14 protein-coding genes, 1 tRNA gene, 1 pseudogene and 1 riboswitch are annotated in these 17,234 nt (G+C 40.6%); of the genes and pseudogenes, 9 read left to right on the top strand and 7 right to left on the bottom strand.

What is annotated here, in order from left to right; all coding sequences use genetic code 11:
• Together F948_RS01155 and F948_RS01150 are read right to left on the bottom strand one after the other, a co-directional pair.
• Positions 1–675: an HAD-IA family hydrolase gene (locus tag F948_RS01155; RefSeq protein WP_004958758.1), complete on the bottom strand. Its 675-nt coding sequence runs from the start codon at positions 673–675 to the stop codon at positions 1–3.
• Positions 672–1,604 carry an RluA family pseudouridine synthase gene (locus F948_RS01150; RefSeq protein ID WP_004958755.1) on the bottom strand — a complete coding sequence of 311 codons (933 nt, stop codon included), beginning with the start codon at positions 1,602–1,604 and terminating at the stop codon, positions 672–674. The genes F948_RS01155 and F948_RS01150 overlap by 4 nt, the downstream gene beginning before the upstream one ends.
• A 790-nt stretch (positions 1,605–2,394) precedes the next feature.
• Here F948_RS01150 and F948_RS01145 point away from each other — a divergent pair.
• The 4 genes from F948_RS01145 to F948_RS01130 all read left to right on the top strand — a co-directional run bounded on the left by F948_RS01145 (position 2,395) and on the right by F948_RS01130 (position 9,479).
• A complete protein-coding gene (locus F948_RS01145) occupies positions 2,395–5,754 on the top strand; it encodes an Rne/Rng family ribonuclease (RefSeq protein WP_004958753.1) in 3,360 nt (1,119 codons plus the stop codon).
• A 191-nt stretch (positions 5,755–5,945) separates the two neighbouring features.
• Complete coding sequence (locus F948_RS01140; RefSeq protein ID WP_004958749.1) at positions 5,946–7,787, top strand: long-chain-acyl-CoA synthetase; 1,842 nt, start codon at positions 5,946–5,948, stop codon at positions 7,785–7,787.
• A gap of 173 nt (positions 7,788–7,960) precedes the next feature.
• Positions 7,961–8,036: transfer RNA gene (locus F948_RS01135), tRNA-Lys, on the top strand.
• Between the two features lie 267 nt (positions 8,037–8,303).
• The gene (locus F948_RS01130) at positions 8,304–9,479 is read left to right on the top strand and encodes a DUF4382 domain-containing protein (protein ID WP_004916660.1); all 1,176 of its coding nucleotides are present in this window, start codon (positions 8,304–8,306) and stop codon (positions 9,477–9,479) included.
• 46 nt (positions 9,480–9,525) lie between these two features.
• On the opposite strand, the gene hemW is transcribed toward F948_RS01130, so the two are convergent.
• Positions 9,526–10,680 carry a radical SAM family heme chaperone HemW gene (gene hemW, locus F948_RS01125; protein ID WP_026057374.1) on the bottom strand — a complete coding sequence of 385 codons (1,155 nt, stop codon included), beginning with the start codon at positions 10,678–10,680 and terminating at the stop codon, positions 9,526–9,528.
• A gap of 136 nt (positions 10,681–10,816) precedes the next feature.
• Between hemW and F948_RS01120 the strand changes: the two genes are divergently transcribed.
• From F948_RS01120 to F948_RS01105, 4 genes are all read left to right on the top strand, one after another.
• Positions 10,817–11,278 (top strand): DMT family transporter, encoded by a 462-nt coding sequence (locus F948_RS01120; protein WP_035333912.1) that lies wholly within the window; start codon positions 10,817–10,819, stop codon positions 11,276–11,278.
• 36 nt (positions 11,279–11,314) lie between these two features.
• Positions 11,315–12,664: an MATE family efflux transporter gene (locus F948_RS01115; RefSeq protein WP_004958742.1), complete on the top strand. Its 1,350-nt coding sequence runs from the start codon at positions 11,315–11,317 to the stop codon at positions 12,662–12,664.
• Between the two features lie 182 nt (positions 12,665–12,846).
• Complete coding sequence (locus tag F948_RS01110; protein ID WP_004957620.1) at positions 12,847–14,139, top strand: ABC1 kinase family protein; 1,293 nt, start codon at positions 12,847–12,849, stop codon at positions 14,137–14,139.
• A gap of 142 nt (positions 14,140–14,281) precedes the next feature.
• Entirely contained in the window at positions 14,282–14,536 is a 255-nt protein-coding gene (locus F948_RS01105) for a type B 50S ribosomal protein L31 (RefSeq protein WP_004916670.1), read from the top strand.
• Positions 14,537–14,630: 94 nt separating this feature from the next.
• On the opposite strand, the gene F948_RS01100 is transcribed toward F948_RS01105, so the two are convergent.
• From F948_RS01100 to F948_RS01090, 3 genes are all read right to left on the bottom strand, one after another.
• A complete protein-coding gene (locus F948_RS01100; protein ID WP_004958740.1) occupies positions 14,631–14,963 on the bottom strand; it encodes a DUF190 domain-containing protein in 333 nt (110 codons plus the stop codon).
• A gap of 15 nt (positions 14,964–14,978) precedes the next feature.
• Entirely contained in the window at positions 14,979–15,359 is a 381-nt protein-coding gene (gene crcB / locus F948_RS01095; protein ID WP_004916675.1) for a fluoride efflux transporter CrcB, read from the bottom strand.
• 117 nt (positions 15,360–15,476) lie between these two features.
• Positions 15,477–15,543: riboswitch (Fluoride riboswitch) on the bottom strand.
• Between the two features lie 76 nt (positions 15,544–15,619).
• On the bottom strand, positions 15,620–16,468 hold the full coding sequence (locus tag F948_RS01090; protein WP_004958736.1) for a DUF2071 domain-containing protein: 849 nt from the start codon (positions 16,466–16,468) through the stop codon (positions 15,620–15,622).
• Positions 16,469–16,607: 139 nt separating this feature from the next.
• On the opposite strand from F948_RS01090, the gene F948_RS01085 reads away from it, so the two are divergent.
• On the top strand, positions 16,608–16,940 hold the full coding sequence (locus F948_RS01085) for a HopJ type III effector protein (protein ID WP_004958735.1): 333 nt from the start codon (positions 16,608–16,610) through the stop codon (positions 16,938–16,940).
• Between the two features lie 42 nt (positions 16,941–16,982).
• Here the strand turns inward: F948_RS01085 and F948_RS01080 are convergent.
• A pseudogene (locus F948_RS01080) lies at positions 16,983–17,234 on the bottom strand (IS4 family transposase); the annotation flags it as partial.

Here is a 17,234-nt window from a genome sequence, read left to right as displayed (position 1 = left end):
TTAACTTTCAGTTAAAGCAAACTCAGCTAAGTGATTGCGCAAATACTGATGCAACTCCGCCACATCATTTGCAATCGTCAAAGGTTGATACTGCACTAATGTTTCAACAGTATGCACTCCATAACTCACCCCAATTCGAGGCATGCCAATATTTTGAGCCATCTCAAGATCATAACTGGTATCACCTACCATAATTGCAGATTCAGCAGCCACATCCATTTCCGTGAGGATTTCCTGCAACATCAGCGGATCTGGTTTTGACTTAGTTTCACTAGCTGCGCGGGTAATATCAAAAATGTGATGGCTATTGGTTTGGCTCAAAACTCGATCTAAACCTTTACGACTTTTACCAGTTGCCACAGCAAGTTTTAAACCTTGTTGTTTTAACTCTTGCAAAAGTTCAGCAACACCCGTAAACCAAGCATCACCTTTTGAGTTGGCAACATAATGATCTGCATAGCATTGCAAAATATCTTGCTGTAAATGCGGTACCTGTGGAAATAAAATTTGCATGACTTCAGGTAAGCCTAAACCAATAATACTTTTTGCAGCATCATCGGTAAGCGGTTGTTCAAACTGCTGAGCTGCGTATTGCAGACTTGCCACGATTTGCCCAACCGAGTCAAACAACGTCCCATCCCAATCAAAAATGACTAATTCAACATTCTGACTCATTTTTGCTTTCTCAACTCATTAATCACCTGTTGCATATCTTCAGGCATTGGTGCTTCGATGGTTGGGTAGTTCGGAATATCTAAGCGCATTGCATGCAAGCATAAACGGCGTGCTTCAGGACCTGTATAAGCTGTATTGTGACCATACTTATCATCCCCAATCAAAGGATGCCCAATACTTAGACCATGTACACGAATTTGATGTGTACGACCTGATAATGGTGAAGCGTGGACTAATGTTGCAGCTTTAAATCGTTCAATCACCTTCCATTCCGTCTTGCTCGGTTTACCTTCTTTAGTGACACGGACACGTCGCTCACCATTCGCAAGTTCATAACGAAGCAAAGGCGCATCAATCAATTGTTGATCCAAACTCACTTGCCCTTTAACGATTGCCGCATAGGTCTTCTTAATCTTATGCTCTCGCAATAGATCCTGAAGTAACTTGAGGGTACTTCGCTTCTTACTAATCATCACTAGACCGGAGGTATCACGGTCAATACGATGAATTAATTCTAAATATTTTTTGCCTGTCGCAGCACGCATGGCTTCAATCAAGCCATATGCAACCCCGCTACCACCATGAACTGCAATACCAGATGGTTTATTCACCACTAATAAGCCTTCATCTTCGTAAACCACTCGACCGAGTAAACTTTGCGCTACACCATCACTCACGGGTGCATCGGTTTCATCTTTTTGTTCATAACGAATCGGCGCAACTCGAATTTGATCACCAATACTCAGTCGTGTTTCTGCTTTTATTCTTTTTTTGTTGACCCGAACCTGTCCTTCACGAATTAAACGATAGATTCGACTTTTAGGAACACCTTTTAATCGGGTAAATAAAAAATTATCGATTCGCTGCCCTTCTTGATGCTCATCCACGTCAAACCAAGTGACACTTTGCCATTGTTGTGTAGAATTCATACGTTCGATTCATCCAAGATTTGCTAAATACGATTAAAAAATGATCATTTAGCTAAGTTATTTCACAAGAAACCTAAACTTAGCCCATAGGCAGATGCCGCAAGGTTTGATATATTCAGCGCACGGATACCACCGTAAGTGAGCATCAAATCAGAAATTTTATTTAGATAAAATTTTAAATCGATGAGATCTTCACCAACAACTCGGATAGGTCCTAAAGAATTATGCCGACGCCGAAGGCTTATTATATCGGCAAAATGACAAACTGTTGCGTTTAATTGTGCATCAGCACATGCAGTTTGCTCAGAAAAAATATGTCGCCAGCAATTTGTTGGTTATTAAACGTAAACTGATCCACATCAGACAATTTGCTCCCTGATGTCGCATTCAGGCTAAAGCGTTGATGCATTGGAACTGCTAAGCAGTGATACGATGATCATTCCGTATCAAGACTTCCAGATGGATTGACTTCAATGCTTAATGACAGTGAAAGTCACCATCCAATGCACCGCTCACCCGCCAGTGAAGCGTACAGGAAACTTTGATTATGTCGGGGTCTTACCATATTTCTCAGATGCAAGACAGAGATGAAATATCAACAGACCAAAGATAGAAGCAGTATTGCCAACATCGAAACAACCGTATCAAAGCCCAAACTGGAAATTTACAGTCAGTGGTTTCAGAGCTTCGCAAATAAAAGTAGCCTCTGAGTCTTGATCGCGTCAATTTGATGTTTGCTCAAAAGTATTGAGCTTGTTGTTTGTGTGCATCACTATTAGGTGTCACACCCATGAAACGTATGTTGATTAATGCAACCCACGCCGAAGAAGTTCGCGTTGCACTTATCACTGGTAATCGCCTTTACGATTTCGATTTAGAAAACCGTACTCGTGAACAAAAAAAATCAAACATCTACAAAGGTCACGTCACTCGCGTTGAACCATCTTTAGAAGCGGTTTTCGTCGAGTATGGCGCTCAGCGTCAAGGTTTCCTTTCAATGCGAGAGATTGCAAACTCGTATTTCAAAGCAGATCCTCGTCAAACTTCTAACATTCGTGAACTAATCACTGAAGGTACTGAACTACTCGTTCAAGTTGAGAAAGAAGAGCGTGGCAACAAAGGTGCTGCCCTATCTACCTTTATTTCTCTTGCAGGTCGTTATTTAGTTCTTATGCCAAACAACCCGAAAGGTGGTGGTATCAGCCGTCAAATTTCAGGTTCTGTGCGTGAAGAGCTAAAAGAAATTTTATCTTCTCTAAATGTACCTCGTGGCATGAGCGTGATTGTTCGTACCGCAGGTATCGGTCGCACCCAAGAAGAACTTCAACTGGATTTACAACATTTGTTGGATCTTTGGGCTCAAATTCAAAGCTCTGCAAGTTCAGGTCCATCACCAATGCTTGTTCACCAAGAAGCTGGTGTAGTGACGCGTGCTATTCGTGATTACTTACGCGATGACGTTGCAGAAATCTTGATTGATAGCGAGCAGGCATATAACGAAGCGTATAACTTTGTTAAAGCAGTAATGCCACGTCAGCTTGATAAGTTAAAAACTTATACCTTGAATGAGCCTTTATTTGCTCACTTCGGGATTGAAAGTCAAATCCAAACCGCTTATGAACGTGAAGTAAAACTTCCTTCAGGTGGTTCAATTGTGATTGATCAAACTGAAGCTTTAGTTTCAATTGATATTAACTCAGCGAAATCAACGCGTGGTCACGATGTTGAAGAAACTGCATTAAATACCAATTTAGAAGCAGCTGAAGAAATTGCGCGTCAACTTCGCTTACGTGATATTGGCGGTTTAGTTGTGATCGATTTCATCGACATGACCAAAGATCGCAACCAACGTATGGTTGAAGCGAAATTACGTGAAGCGACACAAAGCGATCGTGCACGTATCCAGTTCGGTCAACTTTCACGTTTTGGTCTGATGGAAATGAGCCGTCAGCGCTTACGTCCTTCTTTAGAAGAAGCGACAGGTTATGTGTGCCCACGCTGTCATGGCACAGGCATGGTTCGTGACTTACGTTCACTTTCACTTTCGATTATGCGTAAAGTGGAAGAAATTGCTTTACGTGAACGCCAAGGTGAAGTTCAAGTTGAAGTACCTGTTGAAATTGCTGCGTTCTTATTGAATGAAAAGCGTCACAGCCTTGTTTATCTTGAACAAACTTCAAATGTACGTGTCACTGTGTTGCCTCACCCGCACTTGGAAACACCGCATTATCAAATCCAGTTCAATCCAGATGGCTTTGCCCCATCTAGCTATGAACGTACTGAAGCAACTCGTTCAAGTGAAAAAGAACTTGGTTATGAGTCTTCTGATTGGCATTTAGAAGAAGCAGATCACAGCCATCCAGCTGCTCCTGCACAAAATGCAACAGCACCACAAAAGAAAGCCCTTCAAGCTCAAGCTGCGCAAGCAAAACCAGCTCAAGCCACTGTACAGAAATCAGCAAGTCCTTGTGCTTGGTTAGAGAACTTATTTGTTCAAAAACAAGCTCAAACTACTGATCAATCTCGTTCTGCACAAAATGCTGCTGCTGCGATTGAGCAAATGATCAATAACGGCGCAGTAAGTCGTGGTCAGTTTGGACAAGTGAATATCCCTGCTCCTGCAGCTGTAGAAACACCTGCCCCTGCAAGCAATAACGCTTATATTTCACAAGCACCTGCAAAACAAGAAGCACGTGAAACATTTGAAAAAGACGAAAAATCTCATCGTCCTAATCAAAACCAGAAGAAGCGCAAACATAAAGAACAACGTGAGCAACACTCACATGCACATGAACCACAAAATCAAGTGCATGAAGAAGTGACTCAAGTTTCACGTCATGAACAACGTCAAGAACAACGTGAACAAAAACGCCAGCAAAAGCGTCATCAACCTCAAGAAGCTCAGCAGCAACATCAAGAAACTGCAGTGAATGAGTCTGCGCCTTTGCCACGTCGTGATCGCAATAACCAACAACGTCCGAACCGACCAAACCGTCATCGTGACCAAAGTGTTTTAAATGAAACTCCAGTAGTCACAGCTGAAGCGGCAGTTAATCCACAACAAGTAAAAGTGGACGTCGTTGATGCACCACGTGCGGAAGCGATGAACACGGCATTGATCGTAAATATTGATCAAGGTCAAAGTGAAATCGTTGCAATTAATGCAGAAAAAGCACCGTTAGATGTGCCTCACACTGAGTCTGTAAAAGCTGTAATTGCGACAGCAGAAACAGTTGAGCCAACTCAAGCGGCACAGCCAGAAGTTGAAGAAACTGCTGTTGTTGAGCCATCAACTCAAGTAGCGCCTGTAAAACGTGCAAGTAACGATCCTCGTTCACGTCGCCGTTCGCATCAAGGTGGCGGGCATACTAATCAAAAGCCAGCACCTAAAATTGCGCACTCGCAGATACCAACCTTAGGGCAATATACTATTGGTGGTCTGATTCGCCATATCTATGGTGAAGATTGCACAATTTTGATTGAACAATTTGGTTTAGTCACAACGTTCAACCGTGCATTACAAAAGTTCGCTGAACAATACGCAAGTAGTATTGCAGTAGAAACTGTTGTGGTTGAAGAAAAGCGTCCTGTTACACGTGATGCTGTTCTTCCTTCACAGAAGCCAACTCAGGAAGCAGAACCTGCACCAGTGTTACCGTTAACACCACCTGAAGCTCCTGTGACTCGCGTTGCAAATGACCCTCGTGAACGCCGTCGCCTTGCCAAACTTGCTGCGGAACAAGCGAAAGAAGCACATATTGCAGCGAACGCTTCAGTAGCTCAACCAGCAACTACCGCAGAGACGCCAGTTGAAGCGAAAGAAGCTGAACCAGCAACTTCTACTTCAGAGCCAGTTGATGCAATTCCTGAGCAACAACCTCTCGAGCTCACAACGGCAACAGAAGTGCAAGATGCTCAAGAAACTGCTGCAGAAGTAATTGAAGAAGCACAAACCACTGTTCTTCAACAAGAAGCAACTGAAACAGAAACCGTTGAAGTCGCTGTAGCCGAAGAAAAAGTAGAGACTGTTGTTGAAGGTGATGAGACTGAAGCGGAAGATGAAGCTGCGAAACTAGAGAAAGATAAATCTAGTCGCCCTCGTCGCCCTCGTGGTCGTCCACCGAAAAAAGCAACTGCAGGCAATGAATAATTTGCTAAATTGCACACAATAAGCACAAGCCTAGTCATTTCGATGACTAGGCTTTTTTGTTATTTTGTCAGATTAGGTTGATTGCTCTAGGAACTTCCCATTAAAAAACAGCATTAACAACAATGATCTTAATGGTTGTGTTCCAACAGATAGCCATTTTTTGGATTGATCGAAAAATAAACAGGATTGATATGAGCCAAACTACACAGACCGATATTATTACCCTTAGTGATGTCGCAACTCGCCTTCCCAACTTCATCACAAAAGTACCTCATATCCTCAATGGTCTTAAACAGGCTTATTTGCGGACGCCTACTTCCCCAGCAGGCTTAGGAATTGCCTTTGAAAAAGCAGTTAAGCGTAATCCGCAAGGAATCGCCCTGTTATTTGAAGATCAACGTTATAGCTACAGTGCTTTGAACGAATGGGCAAACCAAATTGCGCATTACTACTTGTCGATTGGAGCAAAAAAAGGTGATGTAATTGCAGTGATGGTCGAAAACCGCCCTGAATTGATTGCCACTATTGTTGCTTTAGCTAAAATTGGCGTAACGATTGCACTTGTAAATACATCACAGGTCGGCAAAGTTCTAGCACACAGTATTAACTTAGTTAATCCTATCGCGGTGATTGCTGGCGAAGAAGTACGAGCTGCGATAGATGAAATTCGTCAAGATTTAACTGTTGCTCAAGATCGTTTCCATTGGTTTGCAGATCAAGAAACTCGTCAAAATGCCGGTGTAGCACCTAAAGGCTATGTCAATCTTGCTCAACAAATTGATCAATTCCCTAAATTCAATCCATCAACCACACACACTGTGACAGGTAAAGATGGATTATTCTATATCTATACATCTGGCACGACAGGCTTGCCTAAAGCTGTAATCTTCACGCATAGCCGTTGGACACTTGCTTATGGTACATACGGTCATATTCTAAATTTAGGTAAAGATGACGTAATGTATGTCACTTTACCGCTCTATCATGCAACAGGCGTCGTCGTGTGCTGGTGTGGTGTGATTGCTGGTAGCGCAACTTTAGCTGTACGTCGTAAATACTCGACGAGTGCATTCTGGAAAGATGTTCAGAAATTTAATGCGTCAGCGATCGGTTATGTCGGTGAATTATGTCGTTACCTCATGGATGCACCCGTTACAGAACTTGACCGTGCTCACCGTGTTACCAAAATGATTGGTAATGGTATGAGACCAAATATTTGGGGCAAATTCAAAGAGCGCTTTGGTGTTCAAGAAGTCCTTGAGCTTTATGCATCAAGTGAAGGTAACGTTGGCTTCAGCAATATTTTCAACTTTGACAATACAGTTGGTTTTTCTCCAACACCATATGCAATTGTTGAATATGACAAAGAGAAAAACGAACTAGTACGTGACAGCAAGGGTTATTGCAAGAAAGTCAAAACAGGGCAAGTCGGCTTACTCGTAGGTAAGATTACTAGCCGTTCACCTTTCGATGGTTATACTGATCCTGAAAAAAACAAATCAGTTATCTTGAAAGATGTCTTTACTAAAGGTGATTCGTATTTCAACACTGGTGATTTAGTACGTGATATTGGTTTCCGTCATGCACAGTTTGTAGATCGTTTGGGTGATACTTTCCGTTGGAAAGGTGAGAATGTTTCAACGACTGAAGTTGAAAACATGGTTTCTGAATACGAAAAGATCGCTGAAGCTGTTGTTTATGGTGTAGAAATTCCAAACACAAATGGTCGTGCAGGTATGGCTGCTATTACTTTAACCGATGGCGCTGAACTGAATGATAATGACCTTACAGAAATGGTCAGTGTATTCAAGAAATGCTTACCAGCTTATGCGATTCCGGTGTTCTTACGTGTACAAGCCAAAGTTGAAACAACAGGTACCTTTAAGTATCAAAAGAATAAGCTGAAAGAAGATGCATTTGACCCAAGCAAGACAGATGAACGCTTGTTGGTTTTATTACCAGGCGCAACGAGCTACTGTGATGTAAATGCTGAAATCTTTGAGAATATTCAGGCATATCAATACCGTTTCTAGTTTATTTTTTAGCTAAACAAGAGGAAATCGTGCTTTTTATAAACAATCATGCAGATGTTTTTAAATTTCCTCTTGTGTTAGCTGAATAAGTTGCTAGAATACGCAACATCAAAACGAAGACGCACTTAGAACTGATTGGTTTTACTTGCGAAGCATGTTTAATCGCTTGCTTAGGGTCGTTAGCTCAGTTGGTAGAGCAGCGGACTTTTAATCCGTTGGTCCCGCGTTCGAGTCGCGGACGACCCACCAAATTCTAAAAAACCTCATCATATGATGAGGTTTTTTTATGCCTATTCATGAAGTTAATATCTGTGAAGTTGGGATTTGTGATTACTTCATCTAAAATGATATCTAATCATGATCTACAACTATCTTTATGTATAAAACAGAAACCAGCTCACACCAACTTAATCAATAAAAACAAATATTTATAATTATACAACATAGTATTTTGACTAAATCTTTTATACTCCGAAAACAATTTTACATACTATTCTCGGATGAAAGGACCTATTCATGAAGAATATTCAATTGATTAGCTTGGTTGCTATAACTTCTTTAGGCTTAGTTGCATGTGGTGGTGGAAGCAGCGCTGATAATAATTCAAACAATACAGGCACGCTCAATGTCAGCCTAACCGATAACCCTGCTTGTGGAATGGATCACGTCTATGTCACTGTCAAAGAGGTAAAAGTACATAGCAGTAGTACAGCAAAAGATAGCGATGCAGGCTGGTATTCAGTAAAACTAGCTAATCCTAAAAAAATAGATTTACTTACACTGACCAATGGTGCTCTCACAACTTTAGGACAGACCCCTCTTCCAGCTGGGCGCTATACACAAATCCGTTTAGTTCTGGATCAAAATCAAGGATCAAAGTGGGCTAACTCTGTTGTTCCTACAGGAGGTACCGAGCTAGCATTGACGACACCGAGCGCGGCTCAGAGTGGCTATAAAGTCGTGGGATCATTTGATGTAAAGCCAGACACACTAGTTGACCTTGTTTTAGATTTTGATGCATGCCAATCTATTGTGAAACGTGGAAATGGTTCATACAACCTGAAACCAGTTGTCACAGCAACACCACAAGTTGTGAGTGGAACCATCAGTGGCTTCGTCAGCCCAAGCCTTGCTCAAGCAGGTGCAACCGTTTATGCACAGCAAAATGGTGAAATCGTTAAAGGTACTCCTGTACCAGCGACAGGTGACTTTAAATTAATGCCACTTGTCCAAAGTAAAACTAATGGCAACTATGACATTGTTATAACAGCTCCTGGATATGCAACTGCAGTGATTAAATCAGTTCCTGTCACCGCTGAACAAACCACCACCATTTCTACTCAAGCATTACCGATTAATACAAATGTAACAACACACTATCGTGTTAGTGGAACAGCGACTCCAAGCAGCGACTTAATTAAAGTCAATGCAAAACAAACTAGTGGTGGTACAACTTATACAGTAAATACAATTAATGCGACTTTAGACACTGGTGCCTATAGCTTATCCTTAAGTACAGGTGCACCTTATTTAGGTCCATACACAGGTACATTGCCAATCGTATTCACTCCTGATAATACCGTAAATGGACAATACACTATCAGTGCGACCGATACAGTAAAAGCAACGACTCAAAATGCGCCTGTTACAATTTCAACGATGGATGTAAACAACATTAACTTTAATTTTTAATATTTGTGCTCCCTTTAGCGATGCTCGTTAAAGGGAGTTTTTGTTCTTATAAAAATGATTCTAAGACTGAATTCAAAAAAATATGCCCCTGCTCAGTACAAGCAATTTTACTTGTATCATCAAGCAATAATTTTTTCTGACGTAATTTACTCAATGGCATTTGCAGGTGATTTAAATCTAAACCTGTTCTTTGCTGATAAAGCTCAGCAGCGACACCTTCATTCAAACGTAAAGCATTCATCATAAACTCAAAAGGTAGCTCATCAGCCTCGATACGTTTCATTTGTAGATGTTCGGCAGGAACTTTAGCAAGATAATCTTTTGGTAAACGCGTTTTTTGGAAACGGTATACTCCATCAGGTCTTGTGACCTTGCCATGTGCACCAGCACCAATCGCCAAATAATCACCAAATTGCCAGTAATTCAAATTATGGGCTGATGGCTTTGCTTTTCTCCATGCTGACACCTCATAATTAATAAAACCATTCGCAATTAAATATGCCTCACCCAGTTCTTGAATCTGCTCCAAAATCTCATCTTGCGGTAAAGCAGGTTGAGTTCGAAAGAAAACCGTATTCGGCTCAATCGTAAGTTGATACCAACTGATATGCGTTGCACCATGCTCTACAGCCAACTTAAGATCTGTTAGAGCTTGTTCGACAGTTTGCGAGGGTAAACCATGCATAAGGTCTACATTGACGCGCTCAAAGCCTGCTTGACGAGCCTGCTGAATTGCATCCATAGCATTGTGCGCGGAATGGATACGCCCTAAGCGTTGTAAGTGCTCTGTATCAAAGCTTTGCACACCTATCGAAAGGCGATTGATCCCAACAGAAAGATAATCCGCAAAAGGATCATGCTCTACCGTTCCAGGGTTTGCTTCTAAGGTAATCTCACAATCATCTGAGAAACTTAAACGTGCTTTAAGCTGATCAAAAAGCCACTGATAGCCTTGAGCGGAAATCAATGATGGCGTTCCACCACCAATAAATACACTATGAATTAATCTTCCCTGCGCCATTTCAACTTGTGTTTCAAAGTCAGCGACCAATGCTGTTAAATATTGCTGTTCCAAATCCATTGAGAGTTGACCATCAGGCACGGCATGTGAATTGAAGTCACAGTAAGGACACTTACGCACACACCAAGGCATATGGATATACAAGGAAAGTGGGATATTAATTGGATTTAACAGACTCAAAGTAGAAGCTCAATGACAGAACATCGCTATTTTAACATGACTCTTACAGAGTCTGTTGCTGGTTCTGTAGACACGGCTTATCATCCTGTAAGTATTCAGTTAGACTGAGATAACGAAGAACAATTACATTGAGATGATGATGAAAATTTCTAGCCAATTGCTACTCTTTCTGCCTTTAGCCTTTGGAGTAGGAATTGCAATGGCATTTCAAACTGCAATAAATTCACAATTGAGAGAACATTTAAGCTCCCCCCTTCAAGCAGCATTTCTTTCGTTTCTCATCGGTACTGTTGTTTTAGCGGCACTCGTCTATTTTCAGGATGCATCGAAACCAAATTTACATGAACTTTCAAACATTCCATGGTATTTATGGATCGGTGGATTTCTCGGTGTTTATGCGATTAGCATGAGTATTTATACTGCTCCAAAATTAGGTTTTCTCACATTTTCAGGATTAGCTATTTTTGGTCAGATCGCTATTTCAATGCTGCTCGATCATTTTGGCTGGTTAGGTACAGATAAAGCACCTATCAACTGGCAGCGTTTACTCGGTGGTATCATTATTTTTATTGGCGTTTTACTCACTTTACAGCGCTAACGTTTCTTCCGTTTTTAATCAATAAGAGTATTTTTTGTGTTACAAGCAACCAGCAAGCGCTATGAATTAAAACAACTGTTTCATTTGATGTTACCAATACTGATCACTCAGTTTGCTCAAGCTGGATTAGGCTTGATTGATACAATTATGGCAGGTCATCTTTCTGCTGGCGATCTTGCTGCAATTGCTGTGGGTGTAGGTCTGTGGATTCCTATCATGCTGTTGTTTGCTGGGATTATGATTGCGACCACACCACTCGTCGCTGAAGCACGTGGTGCTAAAACACCTGAAAAAATTCCGACTATCGCACGTCAATCTTTATGGGTAGCATTGATTCTAGGTGTCGTTGCAATGTTTATTTTGCAATGTATGCCACTTTTGTTGCCTTACTTTGGCGTACCAGAGCATCTCCTCCCGAAAGCCAGCCTATTCCTACATGCGATTGGTTTTGGTATGCCTGCTGTAATGATGTATGCAGCTTTACGTAGCTATTCAGAAGCGCTTGGACATCCTCGCCCAGTCACAGTAATCAGTTTATTGGCACTCTTAGTACTGATTCCACTGAACTTCATTTTCATGTATGGCTTTGGGCCAATACCAGCTTTAGGCAGTGCTGGATGTGGCTTTGCGACAGCGATTCTACAATGGTTAATGTTCATTACACTTGCAATATACATTTCTAAAGCGCGTGCATATAAACAAGCTCCTATTTTTACGCAATGGGAAAAAATAGACCCAACTTGGGTTAAACGAATTTTAAAACTTGGCTTTCCAATTGGTTTAGCGGTTTTCTTTGAGGTCAGTATTTTTAGCACAGGTGCGTTGGTATTAGGACCACTGGGAGAAAATGCGATTGCAGCACATCAAATTGCAATTTCAGTCACATCTCAGTTGTTTATGATTCCTTTATCCTTAGCGATTGCCTTAACAATTCGGGTCGGAATGTATTATGGGGAAAAGAATTGGCAAGCTATGCGCCAAGCACAGAAAGTAGGATTGATGAGTGCGACATTCTTTGCATTGTGCACGATGCTTCTGATTGCCTCTGCTCGACCATATATCGTTGCAATCTATACCAATGATATAGATGTGATTCCAATGGCGATGTATCTGCTATGGTTTGCAATGGCATACCAATTAATGGATGCATGGCAAGTAAGCGCTGCAGGCTGCCTACGTGGTATGCAAGACACGCAAGCCCCTATGTGGATTACACTGATGGCATACTGGGTGATTGCTTTCCCAATCGGTTTGTATTTAGCTCGTTATACGATTTGGGGTGTTGCAGGTGTTTGGCTAGGTTTGATTATTGGCTTAACGATTGCTTGTGTATTATTGATTGGTCGTTTGTATTTATACAATCAACGCTTAGAGAAAACACTATAAAGAATATTCGTTTCTAACGTATTCATGGTATGGAAAGCTCTAACAACTGAGCTTTCCATTTATTATCGACCTACTCATAAATAATGACTTACATCACTTAACATTTTCTTATAGGCAATTTAAGTTTTGTACCCTATGATCAAGATATTCCTTTGAGATAAAACAATTGAGGTCTAACGAATATGGCAAAGCATGCGAGTTCTTCCGGTAAACGCTTTTTAAAACTGGCAGGCATGACCGCAAGTATTGCAAGCAAAAGCGTGGCTAACTCTATTCGAAATCTCACTGCCGATGAAGAACAAAAAAATGCAGCACGTAGCCAACTTTTCCAAGATATCGGAATTCAAATCGCTGATACACTTGGAGAAATGAAAGGTGCTGTAATGAAGGTCGGACAGATTGCCTCTCAATACAAAGATATTTTTCCACCAGAAGTCGCCAAAGCGATTGCTAAGTTACAACGCCAAGCCCCTGCCATGCCTTTTGCTGCGATCCAACAGCAAGTCGAAAAAGAGTTAGGCAAACCCTTAAACCAAATTTTTAGCTCTTTCGAAACCGAACCATTTGCAGCAGCATCCATCGGTCAAGTGCATCGTGCTATTTTGCCGAATGGGCAAGCAGTGGTAGTCAAAGTACAATATCCTGGTGTCGATCAAGCTTGTGAAAGCGATTTAAAACAGGTTCGCCTTGCTTTACGTTTAATGGGCGTATTAAAGATTGATAAAAAACTTCAAGATCAACTTTTTAAAGAAATCCAAGACAGTCTATCAGCTGAATTGAACTATGAAATTGAAGCTCAGAATCTAGAAGTATTTAAAACCTTTCATGAAAAACTCGATCAACAAGTGATTATACCTACCGTCTATAAAGACTATTCATCTCGCCGTGTACTCACTCTCAGTTATGAAAAAGGTGAATCAATCGAAACGGCGAGTACGTGGTCTGTCGAAACACGCAATCAAATTGGTCGTCGAATCGTACGTGCGCTCGGACAAGAAATTTTCTTTTTAAGACGATTTCATTGCGATCCACACCCAGGTAACTTTGCATTTAGAGAAGATGGCAGCGTAATTATTTACGATTATGGCAGTGTAAAAACCTTATCGCCTGAGATCGTTCAACATTTTAAATCCCTCGTCAATGCTGCTCGACAAGAGAATATTGCTCAAGTTGAAGACTTATTAGTCGAATTAAAAGCATTGGCTGAAAAAGAAAAGTTCCCTGACGAACTTTATAGTCAATGGATTGAAATTTTATTACGTCCGCTCAGTACACATTATGATTTTGCAGAAAACTCTTCACATCATGATGGCATGCGCTTAGTGAAAAAATCTTTAAAATATTGGGATGTATTTAAACCTTCTCCCGATACATTGATGGTGAATCGTACGGTATCTGGACATTATTGGAATCTCATTCATCTCAAAGTGCATGACAATCTGAACGATTTATTTGAAGAACTCGTACCTAGTTAAATTTATTAAAACTAAGTGCTCCCTTACTTAATCGAAAAACGAAAATCTATATGTCATTTCAAATCAAAACTTGAAATACTCAAAATTGACTTCATATATTGTTATGTTATAACATTTCTATAAAATTTTAGGAGTCTTAAAAATGCGTAAAGATATTCACCCTGCTTACCAACAAGTACTATTTCACGATACCAATGCCGATGCTTACTTCTTGATTGGTAGCACGATCCAAACCAAACAGACTAAAGAATATCAAGGTCAAGTTTACCCTTATGTGACGCTAGATATTTCAAGCGCATCACATCCGTTTTATACAGGCGAAGTACGTCAAGCAAGCAACGAAGGTCGTGTTGCGAGCTTCAATAAACGATTTGGTCGTTTTAGTCGTAAAGCTTAATCTTATTTTAAGTTTGACGCTGTACATTAGAAGCATTCGAAGTCTAAGGTTATATCTCCTCCACTTAGACTTCTTTTTTTATGTCAAAAATTTGTCATCCATCTCGCAGTGATGATTGTCCAATCACACCATATTCAACAGCCTGCTTGACATAAAATAGAGAAATCGCTTTATCTTCAAGAAATTTAAACAACGCTGTAGCCTGTTCATCATTCACGGCGAATTGAATTTGAACAGGCTGATCAGCCAACTCAAAAAATCCTGCAGAATGAATTTGCCCGCGATGATCCATACCATGTGTTGCATTTATGACTGTTGCACCTCCCAACTTCATTTGTTGGGCAACAGACAATAACCATTCAACAATCGGTTGACCTTGGTACATTCGACTGCGTTCAGCATAAAAGGTAATTAAGAATCCATTCATAAGTTCTCTCCCGAACTACGCAGCACTCAACCACTGATGCAAGCTCATGCCAATCAAAGTAAAGACGAGTGAACCAATCACGTGAATAACAATCGCAGCAACAGCATAGCTCAGTTTGCCTTGTTGCAATAATGCAATGATCTCTGCTGAAAAGGTTGAAAAAGTCGTTAATGCACCACAAAACCCTGTGATCACAAATAACTTATAATTTGGACTAAGTGCGCTTTGTGAAAAATATGAAATTGCAAATCCAATAATAAAACCACCAATAAAATTTACGGTGACTGTACCCAATGGAATCGCTGGAAAAATAGGATTGAGCTTTAAACCAATCAACCAACGTAGCCAAGCACCTAAGATTGATCCTAATGCAATTGAGATAAGTGGATAGTACATGATTTACTCCAAACTCAGATTTGGAGACAGTAATGCATTAAACATAGAGAGTACTTTTGCCATCTGCGGACTCCAGAAGATAAACAGAGCGCGCATAAACCTACGCTCCCTGTACAGGACAACGTAGGCATCATTAGCCAGTTTGGCGGTTTGTAAAAGGAGGAATACCATCTCCTTCATCCTAAAATAACATAGATTTTGAACAACTCAACTTATGTTTTTTTCTGTGTATAACGCTTCAGTTATCCACAACTTGATGTTCAATTTAATATTTTTTCATTCAAGACGTGAAAATCTAGAGCAGGAATTACAAAAGCAAAAACATCTGCATCAGCGTCTATTTGGAACTGCTTTAGCAGTTCAGGGGGGCTTAGAGCAAGTACTTCTGCGGCTTGAATTTGCTCGAAGCAGACTGGCATTTGAATATCACCTTGCGACATTCGTTGGGGCTGATCAACCCACTCTGCCCATGCATGATCTTGATCAACTAGAAAATGCACAGCATCCGCCCATGAATCAAATAAATTCTGCCATGTTGCAGGTAAACTTTTTTCCTGTCGAATACCGACATGGCTCTTAAAAGAATAATCTTGATCTAGATAAACCTCCGTCTGAATAGCCTGCTGTTTAGAATCAAATTCATGCTCGAACTTTGCAGCATATTGGGCAGGCATTACATCGCTTGCAAGACGACCACCAACAACATATAAAGCATGGTCAATCAAAACCTGTTCAAAAATGACCGTTTTAGGTGCCGTATCATTGAGATAAAAACGCCAGTTACTTTGTCGGGGAGAAGGCATCCAACGTCGAAATGGACCAAGAAAACGAAAGCCAAAATGATGATGTTGGTAACTGAGAATGGTAAAAACTGTTTTGCCCTGCCTTTCCCACAAATGAACCAGCTCAGGATAGCGTTCTCGAACCTGCTCGATATCAACTAACCATGATAAATACACAATATGACTGACCTGACTTTCAAATCGTATAAAAGGTAATAGACGCATGAAAAAGCGACGCACAGTCAAGATAAATTGACAGCTAAGCAGCAAGCTAAAATAACGGAGGAAAGGCTTGTGTTTAGGTACTTTAAAATGATGTCGATTCATTATTATTTATACATTTGATTTATCATTTACAGCATAAACAGCTTGCCCTATTCGGTCTAGTTTCCACAGCATCAAACATCAACTTTCTTGATTCGATGGTATGATGCTCACATTCATTTTATACACATGGAATTTTAAAATGGCTCAAACCTTATTGGCACAACTGAAAGATGGTTCTGCAAAATTTGCTGATGTTATTGCCTTTATTGAAGCACGTTATCAACACACACCTACGGCTTTTCAAAATGGCGCTCAATTTAATGCTGCAACTGAGAACCAAGGAAGTGCAAAAGTCTTTAGTTTTGCTCAATTAGAAGGTTTAAACCAAGCAGATACTTTAAGTTTATTTGCGGAACATTATGCATCTGTGCTCGCAACACCTGAAGGAACAGATCACCAAAATATTCGTCAGTTTATGCAAAATGGCTGGGATGGTGTGAAATTTGAAGGTCAGGCATTGTCTGTAAAATAATCTAAAAAAGGAGGGATTAAAACCACTGCTGTCCCACAAATATCAAAAGAAGAACCTCAATTGAGGTTCTTCTTGTTTTCGCCATTTTTTATCAGGCACAAAGAGTGACCTTAAAAGTTTCCTTTCAAATAAATTGACCTGAATAATTCTCAGTAAACGCTGAACACTCCATCCTTCTTGTGCCATGTGTTTAGCGAAGTTCACCAGCAAATAGGCAATTAATGCAATCCATATTTGCGTTTGTATCGCATTGCGGCTTCGACCTAGAAATGACTTCAGTTTTAAATTCTGCTT

It is taken from the genome of Acinetobacter junii CIP 64.5, assembly GCF_000368765.1.
Lineage (GTDB): Bacteria > Pseudomonadota > Gammaproteobacteria > Pseudomonadales > Moraxellaceae > Acinetobacter > Acinetobacter junii.
This window is presented reverse-complemented; position numbering and strand designations above follow the sequence as displayed.

Coding starts and splice junctions, on each gene's coding strand:
- F948_RS01140 (WP_004958749.1), top strand. CDS start 5,946: ATGAGCCAAACTACACAGACCGATATTATTACCCTTAGTGATGTCGCA.
- F948_RS01155 (WP_004958758.1), bottom strand. CDS start 675: ATGAGTCAGAATGTTGAATTAGTCATTTTTGATTGGGATGGGACGTTG.
- F948_RS01105 (WP_004916670.1), top strand. CDS start 14,282: ATGCGTAAAGATATTCACCCTGCTTACCAACAAGTACTATTTCACGAT.
- F948_RS01130 (WP_004916660.1), top strand. CDS start 8,304: ATGAAGAATATTCAATTGATTAGCTTGGTTGCTATAACTTCTTTAGGC.
- F948_RS01120 (WP_035333912.1), top strand. CDS start 10,817: ATGATGAAAATTTCTAGCCAATTGCTACTCTTTCTGCCTTTAGCCTTT.
- F948_RS01090 (WP_004958736.1), bottom strand. CDS start 16,468: ATGAATCGACATCATTTTAAAGTACCTAAACACAAGCCTTTCCTCCGT.
- F948_RS01145 (WP_004958753.1), top strand. CDS start 2,395: ATGAAACGTATGTTGATTAATGCAACCCACGCCGAAGAAGTTCGCGTT.
- F948_RS01150 (WP_004958755.1), bottom strand. CDS start 1,604: ATGAATTCTACACAACAATGGCAAAGTGTCACTTGGTTTGACGTGGAT.
- F948_RS01100 (WP_004958740.1), bottom strand. CDS start 14,963: ATGAATGGATTCTTAATTACCTTTTATGCTGAACGCAGTCGAATGTAC.
- F948_RS01110 (WP_004957620.1), top strand. CDS start 12,847: ATGGCAAAGCATGCGAGTTCTTCCGGTAAACGCTTTTTAAAACTGGCA.
- F948_RS01085 (WP_004958735.1), top strand. CDS start 16,608: ATGGCTCAAACCTTATTGGCACAACTGAAAGATGGTTCTGCAAAATTT.
- crcB (WP_004916675.1), bottom strand. CDS start 15,359: ATGTACTATCCACTTATCTCAATTGCATTAGGATCAATCTTAGGTGCT.